General features: G+C 41.2%; 21 protein-coding genes. 9 read left to right on the top strand and 12 right to left on the bottom strand.

The window, feature by feature from the left end:
* Positions 1-133 precede the first annotated feature (133 nt).
* From IGI67_RS15800 to IGI67_RS15785, 4 genes are all read right to left on the bottom strand, one after another.
* Positions 134-1072, bottom strand: a complete 939-nt coding sequence (locus IGI67_RS15800; protein WP_429958338.1) for an NADP-dependent oxidoreductase — start codon at positions 1070-1072, stop codon at positions 134-136.
* A gap of 63 nt (positions 1073-1135) precedes the next feature.
* A complete protein-coding gene (locus IGI67_RS15795; RefSeq protein WP_429958337.1) occupies positions 1136-1498 on the bottom strand; it encodes a DUF1722 domain-containing protein in 363 nt (120 codons plus the stop codon).
* A gap of 133 nt (positions 1499-1631) precedes the next feature.
* Positions 1632-2312: a fructose-6-phosphate aldolase gene (locus tag IGI67_RS15790; protein ID WP_429958336.1), complete on the bottom strand. Its 681-nt coding sequence runs from the start codon at positions 2310-2312 to the stop codon at positions 1632-1634.
* A 160-nt stretch (positions 2313-2472) separates the two neighbouring features.
* On the bottom strand, positions 2473-3429 hold the full coding sequence (locus IGI67_RS15785) for a sugar-binding transcriptional regulator (RefSeq protein ID WP_429958335.1): 957 nt from the start codon (positions 3427-3429) through the stop codon (positions 2473-2475).
* Positions 3430-3670: 241 nt separating this feature from the next.
* Between IGI67_RS15785 and IGI67_RS15780 the strand changes: the two genes are divergently transcribed.
* A complete protein-coding gene (locus IGI67_RS15780; RefSeq protein ID WP_207106884.1) occupies positions 3671-4147 on the top strand; it encodes a YbaK/EbsC family protein in 477 nt (158 codons plus the stop codon).
* A 30-nt stretch (positions 4148-4177) separates the two neighbouring features.
* On the opposite strand, the gene IGI67_RS15775 is transcribed toward IGI67_RS15780, so the two are convergent.
* Positions 4178-4828, bottom strand: a complete 651-nt coding sequence (locus tag IGI67_RS15775; RefSeq protein WP_429958334.1) for a B3/B4 domain-containing protein — start codon at positions 4826-4828, stop codon at positions 4178-4180.
* 126 nt (positions 4829-4954) lie between these two features.
* Between IGI67_RS15775 and IGI67_RS15770 the strand changes: the two genes are divergently transcribed.
* Together IGI67_RS15770 and IGI67_RS15765 are read left to right on the top strand one after the other, a co-directional pair.
* Positions 4955-5638: a metal-dependent hydrolase gene (locus IGI67_RS15770; protein ID WP_429958333.1), complete on the top strand. Its 684-nt coding sequence runs from the start codon at positions 4955-4957 to the stop codon at positions 5636-5638.
* A 202-nt stretch (positions 5639-5840) separates the two neighbouring features.
* Complete coding sequence (locus IGI67_RS15765) at positions 5841-6866, top strand: threonine aldolase family protein (RefSeq protein WP_429958332.1); 1026 nt, start codon at positions 5841-5843, stop codon at positions 6864-6866.
* Positions 6867-6914: 48 nt separating this feature from the next.
* Here IGI67_RS15765 and IGI67_RS15760 read toward each other — a convergent pair whose 3' ends face one another.
* Both IGI67_RS15760 and IGI67_RS15755 read right to left on the bottom strand, forming a co-directional pair.
* The gene (locus IGI67_RS15760; RefSeq protein ID WP_429958331.1) at positions 6915-8474 is read right to left on the bottom strand and encodes a PucR family transcriptional regulator; all 1560 of its coding nucleotides are present in this window, start codon (positions 8472-8474) and stop codon (positions 6915-6917) included.
* A 157-nt stretch (positions 8475-8631) separates the two neighbouring features.
* Complete coding sequence (locus IGI67_RS15755; protein ID WP_207106889.1) at positions 8632-9228, bottom strand: ATP-dependent Clp protease proteolytic subunit; 597 nt, start codon at positions 9226-9228, stop codon at positions 8632-8634.
* A 328-nt stretch (positions 9229-9556) separates the two neighbouring features.
* Between IGI67_RS15755 and IGI67_RS15750 the strand changes: the two genes are divergently transcribed.
* Together IGI67_RS15750 and IGI67_RS15745 are read left to right on the top strand one after the other, a co-directional pair.
* The gene (locus IGI67_RS15750; protein ID WP_429958330.1) at positions 9557-10990 is read left to right on the top strand and encodes an amino acid permease; all 1434 of its coding nucleotides are present in this window, start codon (positions 9557-9559) and stop codon (positions 10988-10990) included.
* A 164-nt stretch (positions 10991-11154) separates the two neighbouring features.
* Positions 11155-11856, top strand: a complete 702-nt coding sequence (locus IGI67_RS15745) for a DUF554 domain-containing protein (protein ID WP_429958329.1) — start codon at positions 11155-11157, stop codon at positions 11854-11856.
* Positions 11857-11923: 67 nt separating this feature from the next.
* On the opposite strand, the gene IGI67_RS15740 is transcribed toward IGI67_RS15745, so the two are convergent.
* Positions 11924-12349, bottom strand: a complete 426-nt coding sequence (locus tag IGI67_RS15740; protein WP_207106892.1) for a GNAT family N-acetyltransferase — start codon at positions 12347-12349, stop codon at positions 11924-11926.
* 278 nt (positions 12350-12627) lie between these two features.
* On the opposite strand from IGI67_RS15740, the gene IGI67_RS15735 reads away from it, so the two are divergent.
* The 4 genes from IGI67_RS15735 to IGI67_RS15720 all read left to right on the top strand — a co-directional run bounded on the left by IGI67_RS15735 (position 12628) and on the right by IGI67_RS15720 (position 19128).
* Entirely contained in the window at positions 12628-14067 is a 1440-nt protein-coding gene (locus IGI67_RS15735) for an amino acid permease (RefSeq protein WP_429958328.1), read from the top strand.
* A 160-nt stretch (positions 14068-14227) separates the two neighbouring features.
* Positions 14228-14968, top strand: a complete 741-nt coding sequence (locus IGI67_RS15730) for a methyltransferase domain-containing protein (protein ID WP_429958327.1) — start codon at positions 14228-14230, stop codon at positions 14966-14968.
* A 19-nt stretch (positions 14969-14987) separates the two neighbouring features.
* Entirely contained in the window at positions 14988-16061 is a 1074-nt protein-coding gene (gene pepA, locus IGI67_RS15725; RefSeq protein ID WP_429958326.1) for a glutamyl aminopeptidase, read from the top strand.
* Between the two features lie 397 nt (positions 16062-16458).
* On the top strand, positions 16459-19128 hold the full coding sequence (locus IGI67_RS15720) for a cation-translocating P-type ATPase (RefSeq protein WP_429958325.1): 2670 nt from the start codon (positions 16459-16461) through the stop codon (positions 19126-19128).
* 44 nt (positions 19129-19172) lie between these two features.
* Here the strand turns inward: IGI67_RS15720 and IGI67_RS15715 are convergent, their stop codons facing one another.
* From IGI67_RS15715 to IGI67_RS15700, 4 genes are read right to left on the bottom strand one after another with little or no spacing between them, the layout of a single operon-like run.
* Positions 19173-19904 carry an amino acid ABC transporter ATP-binding protein gene (locus IGI67_RS15715; protein ID WP_207106897.1) on the bottom strand — a complete coding sequence of 244 codons (732 nt, stop codon included), beginning with the start codon at positions 19902-19904 and terminating at the stop codon, positions 19173-19175.
* Positions 19905-19915: 11 nt separating this feature from the next.
* Entirely contained in the window at positions 19916-20569 is a 654-nt protein-coding gene (locus tag IGI67_RS15710) for an amino acid ABC transporter permease (protein ID WP_207106898.1), read from the bottom strand.
* Positions 20570-20587: 18 nt separating this feature from the next.
* The gene (locus tag IGI67_RS15705) at positions 20588-21361 is read right to left on the bottom strand and encodes an amino acid ABC transporter substrate-binding protein (RefSeq protein ID WP_429958324.1); all 774 of its coding nucleotides are present in this window, start codon (positions 21359-21361) and stop codon (positions 20588-20590) included.
* Positions 21362-21405: 44 nt separating this feature from the next.
* A complete protein-coding gene (locus tag IGI67_RS15700) occupies positions 21406-22566 on the bottom strand; it encodes a cystathionine gamma-synthase (protein ID WP_429958323.1) in 1161 nt (386 codons plus the stop codon).
* Between the last annotated feature and the right edge of the window lie 217 nt (positions 22567-22783).

Raw genomic sequence — 22783 nt, 5'->3', positions numbered from 1 at the left:
TTTCATTTTTACTTAACGATACCTAGAAACATTTCCTCTGTCAAATCACGGCTAACTCAAAGCTGACGAGATCGCTTTTCCGACCTAATAAGTCAAAAAAAAGCTGTGCCGAAAGTTTGGCACAGCTTAGTGATTAGTCGTTTTTTAAAACAATCTTTCCTTTTGCATGATGGGTCGCACTTAATTCATGTGCTTCTTTCACCCCAGCTGCTGTAAGAGGATACGTATGTCCAACGACACTTTTTACTTTTCCTTCAGTCATTAGGTCAGCAATCTCTTGTAATTGTCCACCATCCGGTTTAAGCCAAATACTCTCTGCAACAGCAATATTCTTAGCTAATTCTTCATCTGGTTGGCTAACAATCGAGATCAATCGGCCGTTTTCGTTCAACACTTTAAAGCTGTCCTTTTGAACATCGCCGCCCATCGTGTCAAAGACTAGGTCGATATCTTTTAACACTTCAGAAAAATCAGTGGTATGATAATCGATCACTTGATCGGCACCTAGTTCTTTCAACAACGCATGATTCTTTTCACTCGCCGTAGTAATCACGGTTGCTCCAGCATTTTTTGCTAACTGGATAGCATAAATACCTACACCGCCGGCACCTGCATGAATCAAGACTTTTTCACCTGCTTTAAGTTTTCCATGAGTGAATAATGCTTGATAAGCAGTTAAACCTGCTAACGGTACGGCTGCCGCATCCTCAAAGGAAACAGAATCAGGTTTGTTTGCTAATAAATAATCATCAACAATCGTATAGTCTGCATATGTACCGAAACGAGTCGTCTCTGGACGAGCAAAAATTTCTTGTCCTACTTGCCACTTACTCACTTCTGACCCAACTTCTACAATTTCACCGGCAACATCCCAACCTAAAATGATCGGAAAATCCCAAGGCATCATTTGAGCTAAGTATCCTTCACGCAACTTCCAATCAATTGGATTAACGGAAGCAGCTTTTACCTTCACTAAAACTTGGTGCTCTCCTAGCTCTGGTAATGTTACTTTACTTTCTTTTAATTGGTCCGTATGACCATATTCTTCTATTACAACTGCGCGTGTTTCCATTCGTGCATCCCTCCATATCGATCCATTATAAAAGTCTTATCTGAAAATCGGAAATGATTTGCTTTAATCAAATAGATGGGACGTTAATAGATAGTCCATTTGATATTTTTGGGCCAATGCTTTTAGATACGGAAGGGCATTATCCTCTATTTCCGTCATCTGATTCAGAAAAATGAAAAACTGCTGTTTCTCTTCTGGTGCTGCAACTTTTTTGAAATACCCCCAAACATGTTCATAGGCATTTTTCTGTGCTTTTAAATCGATCGGCATTTTTTTCACTATATTCAAATGCAGGTAAAATTGTTCTCTTTTCTCTTCTGACCAGTGATTTCCGGAAAAAAGCTGACGTATAGCTAAGTATTCCCTTTGCGAACGTGCCATGACAAAATATTTCCACTGGGCCCATTCTTTTTGAAGCTCATGCATCGCGTTCACCTCACCGATAAGCTTAACATCTGGTAATACAATTATTAAAGTAAGAGGCTCACAGTTCCCTAGTTGTGACAGAAAAAAGACTGCAAACTTATTGTCTACAGTCTGAAAATATTTTTCGAATATCCTATAAATCAGCAATCGTTGAGCCTTCACCAAAGATTGCTTCCCAATCGTCAGTAAAATCTGACACCGCTTGTGCGATCGACGGCATTGCCAAAGCCTGTTGAATGATCTCAACACCCATCGTTGCTGCTTGACTGCCATTTTCTAAAGCGGCATTGACTTGGCCCACATTCTTGAAGCTGGCCGCTAAGATTTTCGTATCGCTCTTTGTGCGGGCAATCTCTTCCGCCATTTCAAAAATCGCCTCACGAGGATCGATGTTCAGATTCTCCATTCGATTGAAGTACGGGGCAATATAATCAGCCCCAGCTGCTATAGCCAAATATGCTTGAAACTTTGTATAGATAGCAGTAGCAGTAACATTGATGCCACGTCGCTTTAATTCTTTGATTGCCTTCAAACCAGGTTCATTGACTGGAATTTTGATAAACACTTTTTGATCGATGCTTGCTAAAATCGTTTCTGCATCCTTGATAATTCCGGCATAATCTGTCGCAACAACTTGTACGTGTAACGAACGATGCTCACCGATGATACTGCGAATTTCTTTCATATGCTTGAAGAAATCAATCTTTCCTTCTTTTTTAACGATCGAAGGATTTGAGGTGACACCAGCGATTGGCAAAAGGTCAGCAAATTTTTTTATATCAGCAATATTGGCTGTATCTAGCATAAATTCCATTTTTGAAAACTCCCTTACTCTTTTTTATAGAATAAGCATAGCACCTTAAAAAATTTTTTTCTGCCTTCTCTTCATAAAAAAAGCGAAAAGCTTTACAGCAAGCCTTTCGCAAATACACATTTTTTAACAATCGCACAAATGTGCATTTTTTTAAAAGAAACTACTTTCGCTGATGTAACCGTAAAACCTCCTGTGCAGTTTCCTGATCGGTAATCAATGTTTTAAGGTAACCTTTTTCCAACAACGGGGCGATCGAACGAGCTTTCGAAATCCCACGAGCAATTCCTACTGACTGGGGAACATCCGCCAGCTCATCCAGAGACAAACCGATCGTGCGCTGATTCAATGCGCCATTTAATAGTTTTCCATAACTGTCATAAAAACGGCAGCAGCAATCGCCGGCCGCTTCACGCAGCTTCAATTCTTCATAATCTGCCGACGACAATAGATCACGCCATTGACTTTTATGATAGCTTAAAGGGCCGCCAATACCGACAATGACTAAATCCAGACGTTTCCAATATTCTTTTAAGTCATGAAAATATTTTGAATTAAAAATCCCTTCCGCCAATTCTTTGGTTTCTTGAATCACGGTAGCATTCACAAATAGGCTGTGACCATTTAATTTACGCGCCAGTTCATAAACCAGTGTATTCACATGATAGCGTGAATTAATATGGCTCGGACCGCCAACTACTGGCACAACAGACACGTCAGATAGCTGTTTGGGATCGATTTTATTGACTGCTCTACCGACACTGGCTCCCCATGACAAGCCTACAACCATCTCATCAGATAATTGACGGCGAATCCAGGCACCAGCCGCCTCTGCTAGCTGCCCCTCCTTTGCTTCCTCACTGGCATCTCTTTCTGTCGGGACTAATTCAACAGCTGATAAACCAAACGCGTGCTTCAGCTGCTCCTCTAATTCAAACAGACTCGCATCAAAATGGTTGATCTTGATTTCCACAATTCCTTCTGATTTCGCCTGACTCAGCATTCGGCTGACTGTTGTCCGATAGATAGCTAATTCTTTAGCGATCTGTGCCTGCGTCATTTCTTGTTCATAATACATATAAGCGACTTTTGCTAATAATTTTTTCTTATCTTCCTTCATGTCCATTTCCTCCCGTAAGAGCCCTCTTCCTTTATTCTAACAAAATATCATTTACGGCGTTCAACAAAGCGTGTATCATTAATAATTATTCAAACTCAAATGTTGCCTCACTCGTTTTGCTTTAGCAAGCTCTAAAAAAGATCTTAGTGAAACTATCGGTAGAAACAGGCGGCATTTGAATATGATCTGAGAAAGAATCGCATGTTTTGTTCAAAAAGTGCATAACTAAGGAGGAAGCAAAATGTCTGTTGAAGCTGTAAAAGAGTATTTCTCACAATATGGAATGGCTGAGCGCATCCAAGAGTTCCCTGTCTCCAGTGCAACGGTCGAGCTGGCAGCGCAAGCGTTGGATTGTGCTCCTGAGCGGATCGCCAAGACCTTATCTTTCAAACTCAAGAAGGCGGATAAAAGTCTCTTGATTGTCGCAGCCGGTGATGCCAAAATCGATAACGCGAAGTATAAGACTTTTTTTGGCGAACGAGCGTTAATGCTGAAGGCAGATGAGGTAGAGATGATTATTGGGCATCCAGTAGGCGGAGTCTGTCCTTTCGGAATCAAGCCAGGTATCGCTGTTTATTTAGATGAATCATTGAAACGCTTTGAGAGTGTCTATCCCGCTTGCGGCAGTTCAAACAACGCGATCGAACTGACCATACCAGAATTAGAAAAATATACTCAGTTCAAGCAATGGATCGATGTCTGTAAAAATTGGGAATAAAAACGAGACAGAATTTCTGCCTCGTTTTTTTTAAATGATTCCTTGTTCAACAACTCGACAATCCGTCAAATAGGTTTCTAAAATTCTTTTTACCTCTACTTGATCAACCACTGAATCATCTGCAAATTGATAGCCTGCGATCAGTGCTCGTGTCGTTTTTTCTGAGATCATTCCGCGTGTCGAATCTGCCGTTGGACTGCCAAATGGGCCTGCTTCGTCTGCTAACACTAACAGATTTTCGATGTTGACAGATTTATTACCAATCCCTGCATATCGACTGTCCACTGGTCCAACAATTAATCGAATGGGTTCTGTTACCTTTCCAAGATCGTAAGCACCAAACGGCAACTTCCACTTTAAGGAAAAATAGTTGTTTAAATCAACAAGTGAATTGATTTGATACAATCCCTTTTGCTGAACGATCCGCCGCCACAGGCTGTCAGATGATGGTCGAAATCGAGCAGGATCTTTTCCTAAGGCTCGATAAACTTTTTTCGTCGCGATGATTTGACTGTTTTCTTTGATACTGTCCAACGTATCTTCTGCTTCGATTTCTTGAAGCAACGGATTTAGTACTTCCTGCCAGATTTTCTCACTATGAGCTTCATTCTTAAACTCAATCATGCTATAGGCCAATGATACATCTTGTTCTTTTACTTTCGGATCGATCGTAAGCTGCATGCTCTTCCCTCCATGTTTTCCTCGAGTTCTTTTCCTATAGTTTAAACGATTCTACCCAAAAGCAAAAGCTTACTTATTCTCGCAGGTCTTCGCTATAATGGAGGTATAGGAAAAGAGGTGCCTACTATGAAAATCACTTATCATGGTCACTCAGTTCTATCGATCGTCATGGAAGACGGGCAAAAACTATTGTTTGATCCCTTTATCACTGGAAACTCCTTGACCGATTTAAACGCGGATGAAGTAGAAACTGATTGGCTTTTAGTCACTCACGGACACAGCGATCATATTGGAGATATGATTCCCATCGCTAAAAACAATGATGCGACAATTATCAGTATTGTAGAAATCTGTACCTTTGCGGAAAACAACGGTGTGAAAAAAACACATGGGATGAATATTGGCGGAAAGTTTGATTTCCCTTTCGGCCGTGTAAAAATGGTCCACGCACAGCACAGCTCTGGATATGAAGTGAACGGCCAAACCCTTTACATGGGTGAACCGGCTGGTTTTATTTTGCAAGCGGAAGGAAAAACCATTTATCATGCCGGTGATACGTCGAACTTCGGCGACATGTCATTGTTTGGCGAAGCCTTTGATATCGATATCGCCTTCCTGCCGATTGGCGATAATTTTACGATGGGCCCCCACGAAGCTGCTAGTGCAGCTAAGCGATTGAAGGCAAAAAAAGTCGTACCGATTCATTACAACACCTTCCCGGTTATCAAACAGGACCCCGAAGCCTTCGTTAAGCTGCTGCCCGAAAATCTCGGCAAAGTCATGTCTGTCGGAGAATCAATTGTCATTTAATTATAATCCAGCTTATGAGCAACATTTTGTTCATAAGCTTCTTTTTGGTCTTTCTAATCTGCTACAATGAGAGAGAATTAATAAGATGAAAGAGAAGCGGGGCTGCTGTCTGCTTTTTAGAATGCTCAGCTTATTGACTTTTAGCATTAAGAGCAGCCAGCTCTAATTCATCATTTTCCTCAAATTGAGAAAGGAGTTTTCTATGTTAAATTTCGAAAGCGACTATTTAGAAGGTGCCCATGAGAAAATATTGCAACGCATGATTGAAACAAACGAGGAAAAGTTAAGCGGCTACGGTCGTGATAAGTATTCCACTTCAGCAATCGAAAAAATCCGTCAAGCGTGTCTATGTCCTGAAGCCGAGGTCTTCTTCATCGCAGGAGGGACGATGACCAATGCCTTAGTTATTGCCTCTCTACTAAAGAAAATTGAAGGTGTTATCGCTCCCGAGACTGGGCATATCACCACTCATGAGACTGGAGCAATCGAGTTCTCTGGACACAAGGTGTTAAGCCTGCCTCAAACAAACGGAAAAATCTCCGCTCAACAGATTCGCACCTATCTCGAACAATTTTGGGCAGACGATAACCGAGAGTTCATGGTCTTTCCAGGAATGGTTTATTTATCCCATCCAACAGAATACGGGACACTTTATTCCAAAGAAGAATTGAAAAGCATTTCAGAGGTGTGTAGCGAGTATCAGATCCCTTTATTTATGGATGGTGCCCGCTTAGGTTATGGCTTGGCTAGTCCAGAAGCCGACTTAACATTGCCTTTGATTGCTGAATATTGTGATGTTTTTTATATCGGCGGAACCAAAGTTGGCGCTTTTTTAGGTGAAGCAATCGTCTTTACGAAAAATAATTTGCCAGAGTATTTTGTTGCCCACATGAAACAGCAAGGGGCTTTATTAGCAAAGGGCCGACTGCTTGGACTTCAATTTGATACCCTATTTACCGAACAACTTTATTTTAAAATCAGTGAACATGCACTCGCAATGGCGATGAAATTAAAGACCGGCTTAACAGAAAAAAATTACCGCTTTTATTTAGATTCTCCCACCAATCAGCAGTTTATTATCTTAGAAAATAGTCAAATGGAGAAGCTGAAGAAAGAGGTTGCTTTTAGCTTTTGGGAGCAATACGATGACGAACACACAGTGATTCGATTTGCTACTAGCTGGGCAACAAAAGAAGCTGATGTTGATGCTTTATTGACACTCCTATAGAAAAAGGAGCGACTCGAAAGATTCGAGCCGCTCTTTTTTGGGTAAAGTTTATAAACTAATTAAACGATAGGTTAAACAAGCTACATAGCATTCATAGCTCTCAGAAAAACGCATAACATTGTAGCCCAATACTTCGCTGATTTTTTTGATCCGATATTTCACAGTGTTTTTATGAATAAACAGCTGTTCACTGCAGATCTGATAATCCGCACCGGCATCCAAGAGAAAGCTGCACAAAGTCATAAGCTGCTCTTTACTGTCCATAATTGGAGCCAATACATTCAGGGTTTCTTCAACCTCTGCTTCGCCAGCTTGAATCAGCTTACTCACATGGACGACTTGTCGGATCTCACTGATAGAAAAGCTCTTCTTTCCATGGAATAGCTTAGGCAGCTGTAAAGCCACTTTGTTGACTAGTTGATAAGTCACTCGCACATCCGTCGTATTACGCAATCGCGGACATAGGACGATACTATCGATCATTTCCTGATAAGGACTGATTTGCAGGTATTCCTCCCCTAAATCTAGTTCTGAATCACTATGGCAATAATTGCCTAATAATACGATCAGCTGATCGTCGATTAACTGTGCGACACAGGTTTTATAATACTTCGAAGCATAAGCCAGAATATCTTCTTTTAATCTCTTTTCTTCCCTCAGGTCATTTAATTGCAGCAGCCACATTAATCCAATCCCTTTGACATCAATCTTCAGCTGATTAGCTAAACGATACATTTTTTCGCTTTCATCATTTAGAATAGCCTGCACTAATGCATACTCGCTGATCTCACCATGCTTTTTCCCCCACAGATTCATCGCAACTTGCAGCAGCTCCACCGACTGGGCACATTCGACTTCTGTTAGCATCTCATGCTCCTTCAACAAATAAAAGCGCAGTACGCCATTTTCCTTATGATAAAGCTCTTTGTAAAAAATCGCGAACTCATTTTTGTGGACCTGTTGACCATCATCCACTGCAACCCGACGCAAGACTCGCTCCAAATCGACAGAAGAATTACGAGGCCATTTGATTTGATTGATGACTTCGTTGTCAGCATTTGTCAAAATGATATTTGTCCGTAAAAAATCAGAAAGCAGCTTCAACGTCACTTCGACGGTCCTTAAATGCTCTGGCAGAAGTGAGGCCTTTTCCAAAACCTCATTCACAATATTTTCAGTCGGGCGATCCTTCAATAGTTCTGCCATTACTTCAACGATTACTTCGCTGTAACGAATCTGGCTTTGATGCTTCGGCATTTGAATAATAACAAAATCCAGTTCTTCTGCTGTTTTGATCACTTCCGGGTCTAATCTTGGAAGTACGATCCCTACATAATAAAGAATGATGCCCAACTCACCCATTTTATGCAGACGGCAAATCGTTTCACACTGTTTGGCTATATCGTCTTTGATGTTAAAAAAAGATGTCAGCATCAACTCTCCCGAACGATAGTCAGTTGTATCAAACAAAGCTGCACAGTCATCCATATCGGAAATATCTAGGAAAGATAAAGCAGTAACAGTTTGATTCAAACAATTTTGTCCACTCATCAGTTGAGCTTCACGCAGAGAGGGTAAGCTTAACAACTCTTTCAATTTCGCACCCAAATCCGTCCCTCCTTAAAATTTTCACATCAAATTTTATTTTTCTTCTAACCTTAGCAGATTCATGATTTATTGTCTATTCATTTTTATTCAAAAAAAGGGAAATGTCTTGATTAATATAAAAAAGAGACCGACCTAAGTCCGTCTCAAAAATCATTTTTTATTTTACTGCCGTATCAGATTCAACGATCTTTCCAACGATTCCATAATCCTTAGCTTCTTCTGCTGAAAGCCAGAAATTACGATCGGTATCTTGTTCGATTTTTTCTAGCGTTTGACCTGTCGCTTTAGCAATCAGCTTGTTCACACGTTTGCGCATACGCAGGATTTCTTTGGCTTCAATTTGGATCTCTGTAGATTGTCCTTGTACACCGCCGGCTGGCTGATGGATCATGTAGCGAGTATTTGGCAAGCTGTAGCGGTCCTTTTTATCAGCAGCTAAGTAAATCGTAATCCCTGCACTGGCTACCCAGCCTGTACCGATCATTTTTACTTTCGGTTTAATGAAACGGATAACATCATGGATCGTATCGCCAGATTCCACATGACCACCTTGGCTATTGATAAACATCGTGATTGGATCATCATTGATCGCTGACAAATAAAGCAATTGCTCTGTTACTGTCTTCGCTAATTCTTGAGTGATTTCTCCGTAGATTAAAATCGTCCGCTGGTTTAATAATTTTAACAGCATTGGATTCTTTTCTTCCATTTTTTCTGTTTCTTCTTTTTCTTCTTTAGCAAAAAATTCATTCATCTAAAATGCCTCCTCAGTTTCTATTGCTTTCACATGATTCTAGTATAGCCAAAAAACTTCAGAAATGATAGAAAGAGCACTTTAAATAAATGCGTTTTAAGCTGGAACGCGCTATTACTTACGAAAAATTATGGTACACTCACTCCTAGAAACGTTTTTTAGTGGCACTATTTTGTATTTTATGGGATGATAGATCGTATTTTGCGAATAGAAAGGAGATCTTCGTGACTTATCGAAATAAGCCGCCATCATTAGCTGCTCTGCTGAAGGAATTACTCTTATCTATTTAAATAAATGAATACATTCATATGAAATAGGAGCATGCTACATGAGCGATGAAAAGAAAAGCTTTATCTCATGGCCAGTACTAGCCATGATGTCGTTTGTTACTGTCATCGGTTTTGATGATATTATTTATAACTTTGCCAACCAAGGTCTGGGTGTCATCACTTCTTGGATTATTTTATTGCTATTATATGTGATCCCCTACTCTTTAATGGTTGGACAATTAGGTTCTGTTTTTAATCATGAAGGGGGCGGTCTGACTTCGTGGGTGCGAGGAACCAGCGGCGACCGTTTAGGTTATTTTACTGCTTGGACCTATTGGGCAGCATCAATCCCTTACGTAGTCGATACAGCTAATGCTGTTGTTGTCGGTTTCGGCTGGCTGATCAACGGAAATGATTCAATGGAGGACAAAATGTCTAACTCCATGTTTGCTTTATTGACTTTCTGTGTTTTTCTGGCCTTTATTTTCTTGCAGCGTCATTTTAAGAAATCCTTGGAAGTGTTGAGCACTTTAGGAGGCGGCGCGATGTTCATCATGGCGATCTTATTCGTCTTTATGACCTTTGCTTCCTTGTTTATGCCAAACGGGCACATAGAAACACAGCCGATGAACCTTGGTGCGGTCATACCAAAATTTGATCTCCATTATTTGACGACGATCGGGCTATTGATTTATGCCATCAACGGTGCAGAATTAGTTGCACCATTTGTAACTCGGATGCGCAAACCGCAAAAAGAATTTCCAAAGGCGATGATCATGCTGACAGTCATGACAATTTTCTTGACGGTCTTTGGCTCTTTTTCATTAGGCGTTTTCTTCAATGCGCATCACTTGCCAAATAATTTGAAAATGAACGGATCTTATTACGCCTTCCAACGTTTAGGGGAATTCTTCCATTTAGGCAATGCCTTGATGTATATTTTCGCTGTTACTCAAATCATTTATATGTGTGCTCTTCTTGCTGTTTTGCTGGATGCTATGACACGCATGCTGATCTCTGATACCGGGAAACAATTCATGCCACAAAAATTGACCAAATTGAATGAGGATGGTTTACCGATCAATGGGTATATTTTAACGACCGCTCTAAGTGCCTTCATTCTGCTGCTAGGCGTCTTTTTGCCTGAAATGAACGATATCTTCAACTGGTTATTGAACCTGAACGGAATTATTTCTCCTGGTGTTACCTGCTGGATCTTCTACGCTTTCATCCGAATTCGTTTAAACAGCCGCAAATTCCAATCAGATTATGTTTTTATCAAAAATGATCGAATGGCTGTTTTTGTCGGCGGCTGGTGTTTAGTCGTCACTATTGTTGCTACCTTATTCGGCATCTTACCGCAAGACGCCCCTTACGGTTCCAGCCTATTCTGGCACGAGTTGATTATCAATATTGTCGGAATCGTCGTTTTGATTGGTTTAGGCTTTATCATGCCCAGCTTAGCCAAACGTGAACGAGAAAAAACGGCATAATCATTATTTTGTACGTATCAAAGACTGACGATCCAGCCCTTTTCAAGGCTGAGAGCGTCAGTCTTTTCTTATTGCTATTCAAAAAGATTTCGACTCGTGGTAAGATGATGTCTAAACAATGTTTAATTATTCTTTAATCGAAATCATAGAAACGGGTGAGTGTTATGTTGTTGTTGGGGTCATTGGTGAATTGTCTCGCGATCATGGCGGGGAGTTTTTCTGGTATCGTTCTGCGAAATATTACCGAACAGACAAAGGATACGGTAACAAAAGGAATCTCATTAGGCGTTGTTGCTTTAGCAATCCAAATGTCGATGCAGGCAAACTCCTTTATCGTAATTATCATTAGTATTTGTCTTGGCGGGATGATTGGAGAATTTTTAAAGATCGAAGACTCGATGACTCGTTTAGGATTATTTCTGGAAAATCGCTTCGCCCGCGGCAATAGTAATTTTGCGGAAGGCTTCGTGACTGCAACCTTGATTTATGTAATCGGATCGATGGGAATCATCGGTGCCATCGAAAGCGGTGTTACTGGTAATCACCAGACATTGTTCACTAAAGCGGTGATGGATGGCTTCATGTCGATCATGTTGACGGCTTCTCTAGGGATCGGCGTCCTCTTCTCAGCCTTTCCGGTATTGATCTATCAAGGAGCTATTACGATTTTTGCTAGTGTGATCGTCCGCTATTTACCAAAGGAACTATTAGATAGTCTCATGAATGAGATCAGTGCAATCGGCGGATTGATGATTCTAGCGATCGGCTTGAACGTAATGAAGCTAACTAAAATTCGTGTCTCTAATTATTTACCCGGAATTTTAGTCTTGATCACTATTATGGTCGTTCAATATTATTATTTTTAAATAGGCGAGCTAGCTCATAAGAGGAAACGAAACAATAAGCAGATAAAAGGCGCTTTGCTGCGCTCCTTTATCTGCTTATTCTTTTGACTAAATAATATTTCGTTGTACCGACCATGGGTACATCCTCCAGCTCACCGAAAACTTCATAGCCATGTTTTAAATAGAAGCCTAATGCCTGATAAGCCTTCGTTGTCAAAGTAATAGTTTTTACTTTTTCCTGCTGCGCCTGCTCTTCAATCGCTTGCAGCAGTTCAGAGCCGATACCTAAATGCTGATGCTTATCGCTGACTCCAAGCAATGAAATATGCAGCGTATCGTACTGCTGCTTACCTACAATACCACCCGCTAATTGCTCATCGATCCAAGCACCGAAGGCTAGTGTCTTTTCACAAGTTTCTAGCTGATTATCCACAAAATGATGCGCATGCTGCTGCTCAAAAACTTTATCTAAAAAAGACATCAGTGCCTCTTTCTCACTCTTTCTAATTTCCAACTTCTCACTTCCAGTTCTGTTTAATCTTCTAACATGAAAATTCGCCAATGATTTGATTAAAGTAAAATATCCGTTTCAACAGCCATTTTACCACGCTTTTCGTAAAAGCAAAAAAAATAATAATGAAGTAAAGATGATAAATAAAAAAAAGTCCATTAGAAATCTGTAAAGTGGAATATTTTGCAAAACATCTTCTCTATACTTATAAGAAGAAATGTAAGCGCTCTATTTCAATGTCATGTGAAATTTCGCACGTAAACAGAAGGGAAGAACAACAAATGGCTGATAAGAAGATCCGCTGGTTTACTGTTTCAATGATTGCTTTTAGTATGGTTTGGGGATTCGGTAATGTCGTTAATAATTATGCCCAGCAGGGAATCTCCGTCGTGGTATCCTGGATACTGATCATGCTCCTTTATTTTATCCCTTACGCATTGATCGTCGGACAATTGGGCTCCACCTTTAAAACAAGTTCCGGCGGGGTCAGTTCGTGGGTTAAGGAGACCACTGGAAAAAGAAAGATTGCGTATTACGCCGCGTGGACCTATTGGGTCGTCCACATCACCTATTTAGCACAAAAGCCCCAATCTGTTTTGATCGCTCTGGGCTGGGTATTTAAAGGAAACGGTCAGGTCGCCACCGACATGAGTGTTCAAACTGTTGCTATCATCTCATTGATTATTTTTTTGATCTTTCTATTTCTTTCTACCAAGGGGCTGACCACGCTAAAAGTCATCGGGAGTGTGGCTGGTTCAGGTATGCTGATCATGTCGATCTTGTTCATCATTTTAGCTGTCACTGTTCCATTTATCGATCCTTCTTTTAAGACAGCTACACCAAATATGAGTGACGTAAAAACCTACATCCCTAATTTCAATCTAAACTACTTCGCTACCATTTCCATGCTGGTATTTGCTGTCGGCGGTGCTGAAAAGATTTCTCCTTATGTTAACTCGATCGATCATCCGACAAAGAACTTCCCAAAAGCTATGATCTTTATGGCAACAATGATTGGCTTAAGCGCAGTCCTAGGCTCCGTAGCCATGGGAATGCTGTTTGACAGCAACAATATTCCCGATGACCTGATGGCCAATGGTGCTTACAGCGCCTTCCAAATTTTAGGCAATCATTTAGGTGTGGGCAATCTTTTGATGATCGTGTATGGGCTGGCTCAAACAGCGGTTCAATCCTCGGCTCTGGCTTTTTCTATCGATGCGCCGTTGAAAATTTTACTATCGGACGCAGATCCAGAGTATGTTCCTCAATGGCTGCGCAGGAAAAATCAAAAAGGCACTTTAGTCAATGGCTATTTGCTGACTGGACTTCTTGTAAGTATTATCATTATTTTACCAATTTTCGGGATCAAGAGTATGAGCATTCTGGTCCAATGGCTGACCAATCTAAATTCCATCGTCATGCCGATGCGGTATATCTGGGTATTCTTCGCCTATATGATGTTGAATGCACAATATAAAAAATTCCATTCGGAATATAAATTTATCAAAAATCCAAAGCTCGGCTTCTTCGTTGGCTTTTGGTGCTTTGCCTTCACTATTCTCGCTTGTATCTTGGGAATGCTGCCAAAAGTCGATTATGCGGCCGACCCTAGCTCTTGGATGTTTCAATTGGTCTCAAATATCGTCACTCCAATCGTCTTGATCCTACTTGGTATGATCTTGCCGATGATCGCAAAACGCGAACAGCAAAAATTAACCTAACTACTTTCTTCCCTCCTCTATCTTTTTGTCTAAAACAAATTAGGCAAAAAGATAGTTTTTTACTGATTGTAGGTAGGAAGAGTGGACTAATCACTATAGTTCAAATTCACTTTTTTGAAGTGTATACTAGATACAATTGATGCATAGAAAGAAGGCCCTTATGTCTGACTATTTGAATGACCTCAGAACATTTTGGAATGATTTTGCCCAGGAATATGAAGCGATCCAACAAGAATCTTCTTTTCCGATTGCTGAAGAGCTGCGGGATTTTTTAATCCAAGAAAAGATTCTCCCCTGTCGGACCTTTTTGGATCTTGCAGGCGGCTCAGGCCGTTATTTATCTATACTGCAGAACGACGTAAAAAAATACGACTTAGTAGATATCTCTGAGGAAATGCTGAAGCTCGCTGCTGAAAAAGCTGGTGAGCATGTCCAGTTAATCAACCAAGCGCAAGAAATTTTTTTAAATCAAAACAAGCAGCACTATGAGCTTGTTTTTTCAGCAATGAATCCCGCTTTACAGACCAAAGAAGATCTATTGGCGCTTTGCCAGGCCAGCACTGATTGGTGTTTACTTTTACGAGTGATAAAAGATGAGGATCAGCTCTTTTCTCCATATGAAGAAAAAAATCCTGATTTGTTATTAAATCAACGCTATCAAACTTTTCTAAAGGAACTGCGGATTCCTTATCGCACCAAACGATTTGCTTATACGAAATATGAACGAATCAGCCGCGAGTTCTTTCAAGAGTACTTTGCAACTGATTTTTCGCCAGCTGAGTTGGCTCAAATCACAGAAAACACCTTTAACGCGACACAACAAAAGAACAATCAGCAACTTCTTGTCTTTGAATTGATTTATTTTCGCGTACCAAAGTCTTATAATGAACACGGCTTTTAACATTTAAGGGGGAATTTCGATGAAAGAACAAACATTTCAACGAATCAAAGAATTAACAGAGCTCGCCGGAACCAGCGGATTTGAGGAAGATATTCGCAGTTACATGCGCAACGCGATTACACCGCTAGTCGATGAGGTGCAGCAAGACGGCTTGGGCGGTATCTTCGGACTTCGCCAAGCGGAGAAAAACAAACCGCGGGTGATGGTCGCAGCGCATATGGATGAAGTTGGTTTCATGTTGACAGAGATCACTCAACGGGGATTATTCAAGGTGGTGCCTCTAGGTGGATGGAACCCTTATGTCGTCTCAGCTCAACGTTTTACTTTAAAAACCAGCAAAGGAAACTATCCTTGTATCTCCTCTTCCGTACCACCACATTTATTAAGAGGAACGAATGGACAAGGACAGATCAAGGTCGAAGATATTCTTTTTGATGCCGGCTTTGAGTCAAAAGACGAAGCATTAGCTTATGGGGTCCTCCCCGGTGACACAATCGTTCCTCAAACAGAAACGGTCAAGACCGCAAACGGAAAAAATATTATTAGCAAAGCTTGGGATAATCGCTATGGCTGTACCGTTGTCTTAGAAGCGTTAGAAGCATTGCAAAAAGAAACCTTGGATTATACCTTGATTGCAGGCGCAAATGTGCAAGAGGAAGTTGGTTTGCGAGGAGCTAAGCCTGCTGTAACAAAATTTCAACCGGATTTATTCTTCGCAGTGGATTGTTCAGCCGCAGACGATTTAGTGACGACTAATGGAACCTTTGGTCACTTAGGAGAAGGGACGCTGCTACGTATCCAAGATCCTGGAATGATCTTACTTCCTCGTTTAAGAGAATATTTATTAGATACTGCAGAAACCCACAACATTCCTTACCAATATTTTGTTTCTAAAGGCGGAACAGATGCTGGTGCTGCTCATACTGCGAACGAAGGGATTCCAAGTACAGTAATCGGAGTTTGCGGACGCTATATCCACACCCATCAAACGATGTTCAATATCGCTGATTTTGACGCCGCACGAGAAATGCTGATACAGGTTTTAAAAGGCTTGGACGAAAGCACCATCAAGACGATCATTGCGGGAAAATAGGCTCTTAATAAAAAATAAATAACTATGAAAATAAGGAACTATCTAGGCTTTTCAAGCTAACTTGAAGGTTTTATTCCGTCAGTTCAGCTTTTTTCTTGCAATCGGAATTGTTTTCCGTTAGGATTTAATTATATTAATAACTCCTTAGGGGAGTAACCGGCAACATTGTTGTTGTGATATCAACAGTAAGTAAACCAGTGATGGTTTTCTGGTATCGTATGAAATGGTGAGACCTAAGACAAGTTTAAATACTTGCCTTGGGTCTTTTTTTGTCAGTTTTTTCACATCATGTGATGAGCTAGCTGCGAGTTTCAACTTCGTACTCTTAATATGTTAGTGGATCAACTGCCATAAAGATGGCCGAATCAAGTGAATAAAAATTATTGGAGGATATAAATTGACAAAACAAGCGTATCAAAAAGAAACAAATGAATTGATGAAAGACTTCCTTACTGCACCTGAGGGTCTAAGTCAATCAGAAGCCAAACAACGTCTACAAGAAAATGGGCCGAATCTGCTGAAAGAGGCAAAGAAAAAAGCCTCACTGACTTTATTTTTAGAAACCTTTAAAGATGCAATGGTCATCGTTTTGCTGATTGTCGCTGTCGTACAGATGGTCATGGGAGCACATGTTGAATCGATCGTCATCTTCGCCGTACTGCTATTGAATTCGATCGTAAGTGTGATTCAAACGAAAAAAGCAGAAGGCTCGCTGGATGCCTTGAAAAAACTTTCTGCCCCAGATGCTAGTGTTCTTCGCGAAGGACAAGAGCAGAGTATTCCAGCCAAAGAAATCGTGACAGGTGATATCGTCATTTTAGAAGCTGGTGATTATGTCCCAGCTGATGGTCGTTTACTTGAAGCTGGCTCATTGAAAGTTGATGAAGGCATGCTGACAGGCGAATCGACGCCAGCTGAAAAAGAAACTGTGAGCTTGAATAATCATGCCCCCATTGGTGATCGTATCAATATGGTTTTTAGCGGAACGATCGTGACTTATGGACGCGGAAAATTCTTGGTGACTGCTGTCGGCAGTAATACTGAGATTGGTCAAGTCGCCGGTTTATTAGAATCTACAACCGAGCAAAAAACTCCGCTTCAGCGTGGTCTGGATCACTTCAGCAAGAAACTAAGTTTTGCGATTTTGATTTTGTCATTAGTCATTTTAGGCGTTCAATTACTGCGTGTCTTCTTAGATGGCTCGACAGATATGACACAAGATATCGTAAATGCCTTTATGTTTGCTGTCGCTGTAGCCGTCGCTGCGATTCCTGAGGCGCTACAATCGATCGTAACGATCGTTCTTTCATTAGGAACAAAAAAAATGGCAAAACAGCATGCGATTATTCGTAAGCTGCCCGCGGTAGAAACTTTGGGCTCAACTAGCATCATTTGTACTGATAAAACCGGAACCTTGACACAAAACAAAATGACGGTCGTTGATCATTTCTTAGCGGATGGACAAAGCGGCGAATTTTCAAATGATCCGAAGCAATGGCAAGCAGATGAACAACGACTGATCGAGATCAGCGTACTGGCTAATGATGCAACGATCAGTGAAGATGGAACAAAATTGGGTGACCCAACCGAGATCGCATTGATTGACTACAGTGAAAAGCAAAATCAATCGTATCGTGAGCTGCGGAAAAAGTATCCACGTGAAGCAGAACTGCCATTTGATTCAGATCGCAAACTGATGTCAACACTCCATACGATGAATCGGCAAAAAATTATGGTTACCAAGGGTGGGCCAGATATTGTCTTCGAACGCAGTACGAAAGTTTTACTTGATGGACAAGTCGTTAAGTTCACCTCTGAACTTAAAGAACGCTTCCAAAAGCAGAACGAAGCCTTCTCTGAACGCGCACTGCGAGTCTTAGCTTTTGCGTACAAAGAAGTTTCAACTGATTCCTTAGTATTGAATGACGAAGAAGAACTTGTGTTAGTCGGCTTGTTAGCAATGATTGATCCCCCGCGGGAGGAGGTTTTCCAAGCGGTAGCCGATGCAAACTCTGCAGGTATTCAAACAGTGATGATTACAGGCGATCATAAAACAACTGCGGTTGCTATCGCTAAAGAGATTGGTATCTTCCAGCAAGGAGATCTTGCATTGACTGGAGCTGAGCTAGATCAATTGAGTGAAGCTGAACTCGCTGACCAACTGGAACAAATTACCGTTTATGCTCGCGTTTCACCAGAAAACAAGATCCGAATCGTACGCGCTTGGCAGGATAAAGGAAAGATTTCTGCCATGACTGGTGATGGTGTCAATGACGCCCCTGCTTTGAAGCAGGCGGATATCGGTATCGCAATGGGGACAGGGACAGATGTAGCAAAAGATGCTGCTGCAATGGTACTAACAGATGATAACTTTGCTTCAATCATTAAAGCAGTAGAAGTCGGGCGAAATGTCTTCGATAATATCAAAAAGGCGGTTGCCTATCTCTTTGCTGGAAACCTAGGAGCGATTATCGCTATCGTTTTTGCCTTGGCGATTGGCTGGTCGAATCCCTTCACGGCTTTGCAGCTTCTCTTTATCAACCTAGTCAATGACTCCCTGCCTGCGATTGCATTAGGGATGGAAAAGGCAGAACCAACGATTATGAACCGCCAACCACGTGATCCAAACAGCGGAATTTTTACTGGTAAAACACTGATAGCTGTAACTTACCGTGGAATCTTGATTGCATTAGCTGTGATCATTGCTCAATGGATCGGAAATCAGCAATCAGCTGAAATGGGCGTTGCGATGGCCTTCTCTACCTTGATCCTAAGTAGAACACTGCAAACCTTTGCCGCTCGTTCAAATACACAAACGTCCCTGCAAGTTGGGTTATTCTCCAATAAGATGGTCCTGCTTGCGATTCTAGTCTGTGCCGGGCTATTCAGTCTGACCTTACTACCGGGACTGCGTGAAGTCTTTGCTATTCCAACAGCCTTTGCTTTAAAGGAAATTGGCTTGGCGTTGGCTCTAGCAACTTCTGCTGTTTTATTGATGGAGATCACTAAATTGATTTTAGTGAAGGGGCAGGAGCCAAAACCAAATACACAATTAAATAAATGCTAGACCCCAAAAGAGGCAGCGCCAAGTTGGCGCTGCCTCTTTTTGAACTATAAAAATTGTTGTAAATATCGTTGAATCCGCGGATGATCACTTTCAAAGAAGGCTTGGCTGCTGCCATCAAAAGTAACCTGTCCTTCTTCTAGAAAAACAATACGGTCAGCAACCTTTCTGGCAAATTCTAAATGATGAGTCACAACGATCTGCCCATTACCTGATTCAGCCAAATCCTTGATTACCAGAAGCACCTCTTGTGCCAGCTCCGGATCCAAAGCACTCGTTGGTTCATCATAAAGCATGAACTCCGGCTCCATAGCCAATGCTCGTGCAATAGCAACCCGCTGCATTTGACCTCCTGATAATTGCTTTGGGTGTTCCTTCGCTTTATCCAACAAGCCAACTTTAATCAGCAACTGTTCCGCTTGCTTTCTTGCTTGCTCTTTTGAAACCTTCTTTACCTGTGTTGGTCCTTCCATAACGTTTTGAATCACCGTCAAGTGGGGAAAAAGGTTATATGCTTGAAAAACGATGCTGAAGTGTCCGCGATATTCCTTCAACTGGCGAAAAGACAAATTCTGGGGAAAAGAAAGATTGTCCTGATCAATTCTAATTCTGCCACTGTCGGGCGTCTCCAATAAATCGATTGAACGTAATAAAGTACTCTTTCCTGAACCAGAGGGACCTAAAATGACTGTAGTTTCACCTGGATGAAAGGTCAAATCTATTTCCTTCAAGACTTTGCTGCCATTAAAACTTTTATTTAATTTCTCGATTGTTAACATTTCTCTTCCTCCTAATAGACCATCCGTTTTTCAAGCACGGATTGCAGATAATTCAAGAAGGTACAAAAGATCAAATAGTAGACCGCCACCATGCTATAAAGCAGTAATGGTTCGTAAGTACGGGCAGCGATCCGTTGAGCTGTCATAAAAATCTCAACAATCGTAATACTGGCTGCCAACGAAGTGTCTTTGACAAGACTGACAAAATTGTTGGATAAGGGCGGCAGTGCGATCTTGAAGGCCTGAGGCGCGATAATACGATACAAAATTTGCCAACGACTCATCCCCAAGGATGCTGCAGATTCATATTGACCCTGTGGGATCGCTAGTAACGCGGAACGAATGTTTTCAGAAGCATACGCACCAGTATTTAGTGAAAAGGTCAAAATCGCAGCTGTCCATGCATCCATTTGAATTCCTACTGAAGGAAGTCCAAAAAAGACGATAAATAACTGGACCAGCAACGGTGTCCCACGAAATACCCAAACATATAGAAAAAATATTCCGTTCACTAGGCGATTTTTTGAGACCCGAGCTAAAGCCGTAATCAATGCCAAGACCATCCCCAAAGCAAAAGAGACTAATGTCAAAGGAATCGTCATTTTTAGCAATGCCCAAAATAGCGGCAGCGCTGAGCTCTGAATGATATCAATCGTTCGTTCCATTTTACTTAATCCTTCCCTCTACTTAGAAATGTCTTTTTTGAAATACTTCTCTGACAGCTTAGTCAATGTGCCGTCCGTTTCTAATTCTTTGATCGCTTTATCGACCTTTTTGGCTAGCTTTTCGTCGCCTTTGTGGAACATTGCCGCTACCTCGGTTGCTTCATCTGAGGTCTTAACGATTTTGATTGGTGCATCCGACTTTTGATTTAGATAATCATAATACGTCACATCATCATTCAAAGTGGCATCTGCACGATTATCAGCAACCAATTCCACAGCTTTACTAAAACCATCGACGCTAGAGATTTTTGCGCCAAGCCCTTCTGCCATTTGCGCATAATTGCTAGTCAATGACTGAGCTGAGGTTTTGCCTTTTAAATCGGCGAAATCCTTGATTTCATTATTGTCCTTGTTTACGATCAGCGCTGGATGAGAAACAGAATACGGTGTACTGAACAAATATTTTTCCTCTCGTTCAGGTGTGATTGCTACTTGATTAAACACTACATCTGTCTTCTTAGCATCAAAGGCTGCTAACATTGAGTCCCATGGAGCCTCTACAAATTTGACTTTGTAATCGATTTTTTTAGCAACAGCTTTTGCCACATCTACATCGTAACCAGTCAACTTATCATTCTCATCTCGAAAAGAAAACGGTGAATAAGTTCCTTCTGTGCCAACACGTAAAACATTTTTTGAACTAGCTTCACTGTTGTTTTTTGACTGGCAGCCGGCTAAAAATAGCACCCCAATGACTAACATACTAGCAACTACAATAATTGATTTTTTCATTGTCTTCATTTCCCTTCAAATTTGTTCTTACTTTTAGTAAAGCTTTATTCCGCTGTCTCTTCACGAAGAGCTGCCGCAAAAGCCTGTTCCAAATCTGTTTGTAAATCTGTAATGTCTTCAATACCGACCGATAAGCGGATCAATCCTTCTTTGATTCCAGATGCTTCCCGTTTCTCCTGCGGAATCGAAGCATGAGTCATGACTGCAGGAACTTCGATCAAGCTTTCAACACCGCCTAAGCTTTCCGCTAGCGTGATTACTTTTAGTGACTCAACAAACTCCGCTGTCCTGCTTTCATCCACTAACTCAAAGGCCACCATACCGCCAAAGCCGCGCATTTGCCTTGCAGCGACTTCATGACCAGGGTGATCAGCTAAACCTGGATAGTAGACTTTAGCTACACCAGAATGAGCCGCTAAATAGCTAGCAAGTATTCCGGCATTCCTTTGATGGGCCTCCATTCGAACTGCTAGAGTTTTGATTCCCCGTTGCAGCAACCAACTATCCTGTGGGCCTAAAACGCCGCCTATCGAATTTTGATAGAATGCTATTTTCTCAGCAAGACTCTCATTATTAGTCGTTGCTAAACCTGCCACCAAATCACTATGACCACCTAAATACTTAGTACCGCTGTGAAGCACAATGTCCGCCCCTAGTATCAATGGTTGCTGCAAATAAGGTGTAGCAAAGGTGTTATCAACGATTGTTATTAATTCGTGTTCTCTTGCCCATACCACACTTTTTTCCAAATCAATGATTTTTAATAAGGGATTGCTGGGAGTCTCTAAATAAAGTGCCTTGGTATGGTTCGTTAACGCATTCTCCAATTGTGATAGCTCACGACTATCTACCATCGTGTAACTAAGGCCAAGCGGCTTGAAGACTTTTTCCAATAAACGGAAGGTTCCGCCATAAACATCGTCGCCTAAAATTAGATGATCTCCTGGTTGAAATAATGATAACGTTGCGTGAATTGCAGCTAAGCCGGAGCTAAACGCAAAACCTTTCACACCACCTTCTAGTTCAGCGATCAATTCTTCTAATGCCAAACGTGTGGGATTGCCGGATCGAGAATATTCGAAGTCTCCTGGCTGACCTAATTTCTTTTGTCGGTAAGTCGAGGTTTGGTAGATTGGTACACTGACAGCTCCTGTCAACGGATCCTCACTAATTCCTCCATGAATCAATTTAGTTGATAACTGCATCGTTTTTCCTCCTGTTAGTTCTATTTTTTTCGTTCACCGGTTAAGCAACAACACATTACAACTCCCCCTATCTCAAATTTTGTGTATAAAAAAAGAGGTGCAAGCTATTAAAGCTGCACCTCTTAGATTCGTCAAAAAAATAGAATTTTTCTTCTTTTCAAACGAGTTCAGAACAGTTAATAGGCATGACAAATTCGTATGCTGCTTTTTTGCACCA

The organism is Enterococcus sp. AZ196 (assembly GCF_050498845.1).
Classification (GTDB): domain Bacteria; phylum Bacillota; class Bacilli; order Lactobacillales; family Enterococcaceae; genus Enterococcus_A; species Enterococcus_A murrayae.
This window is presented reverse-complemented; position numbering and strand designations above follow the sequence as displayed.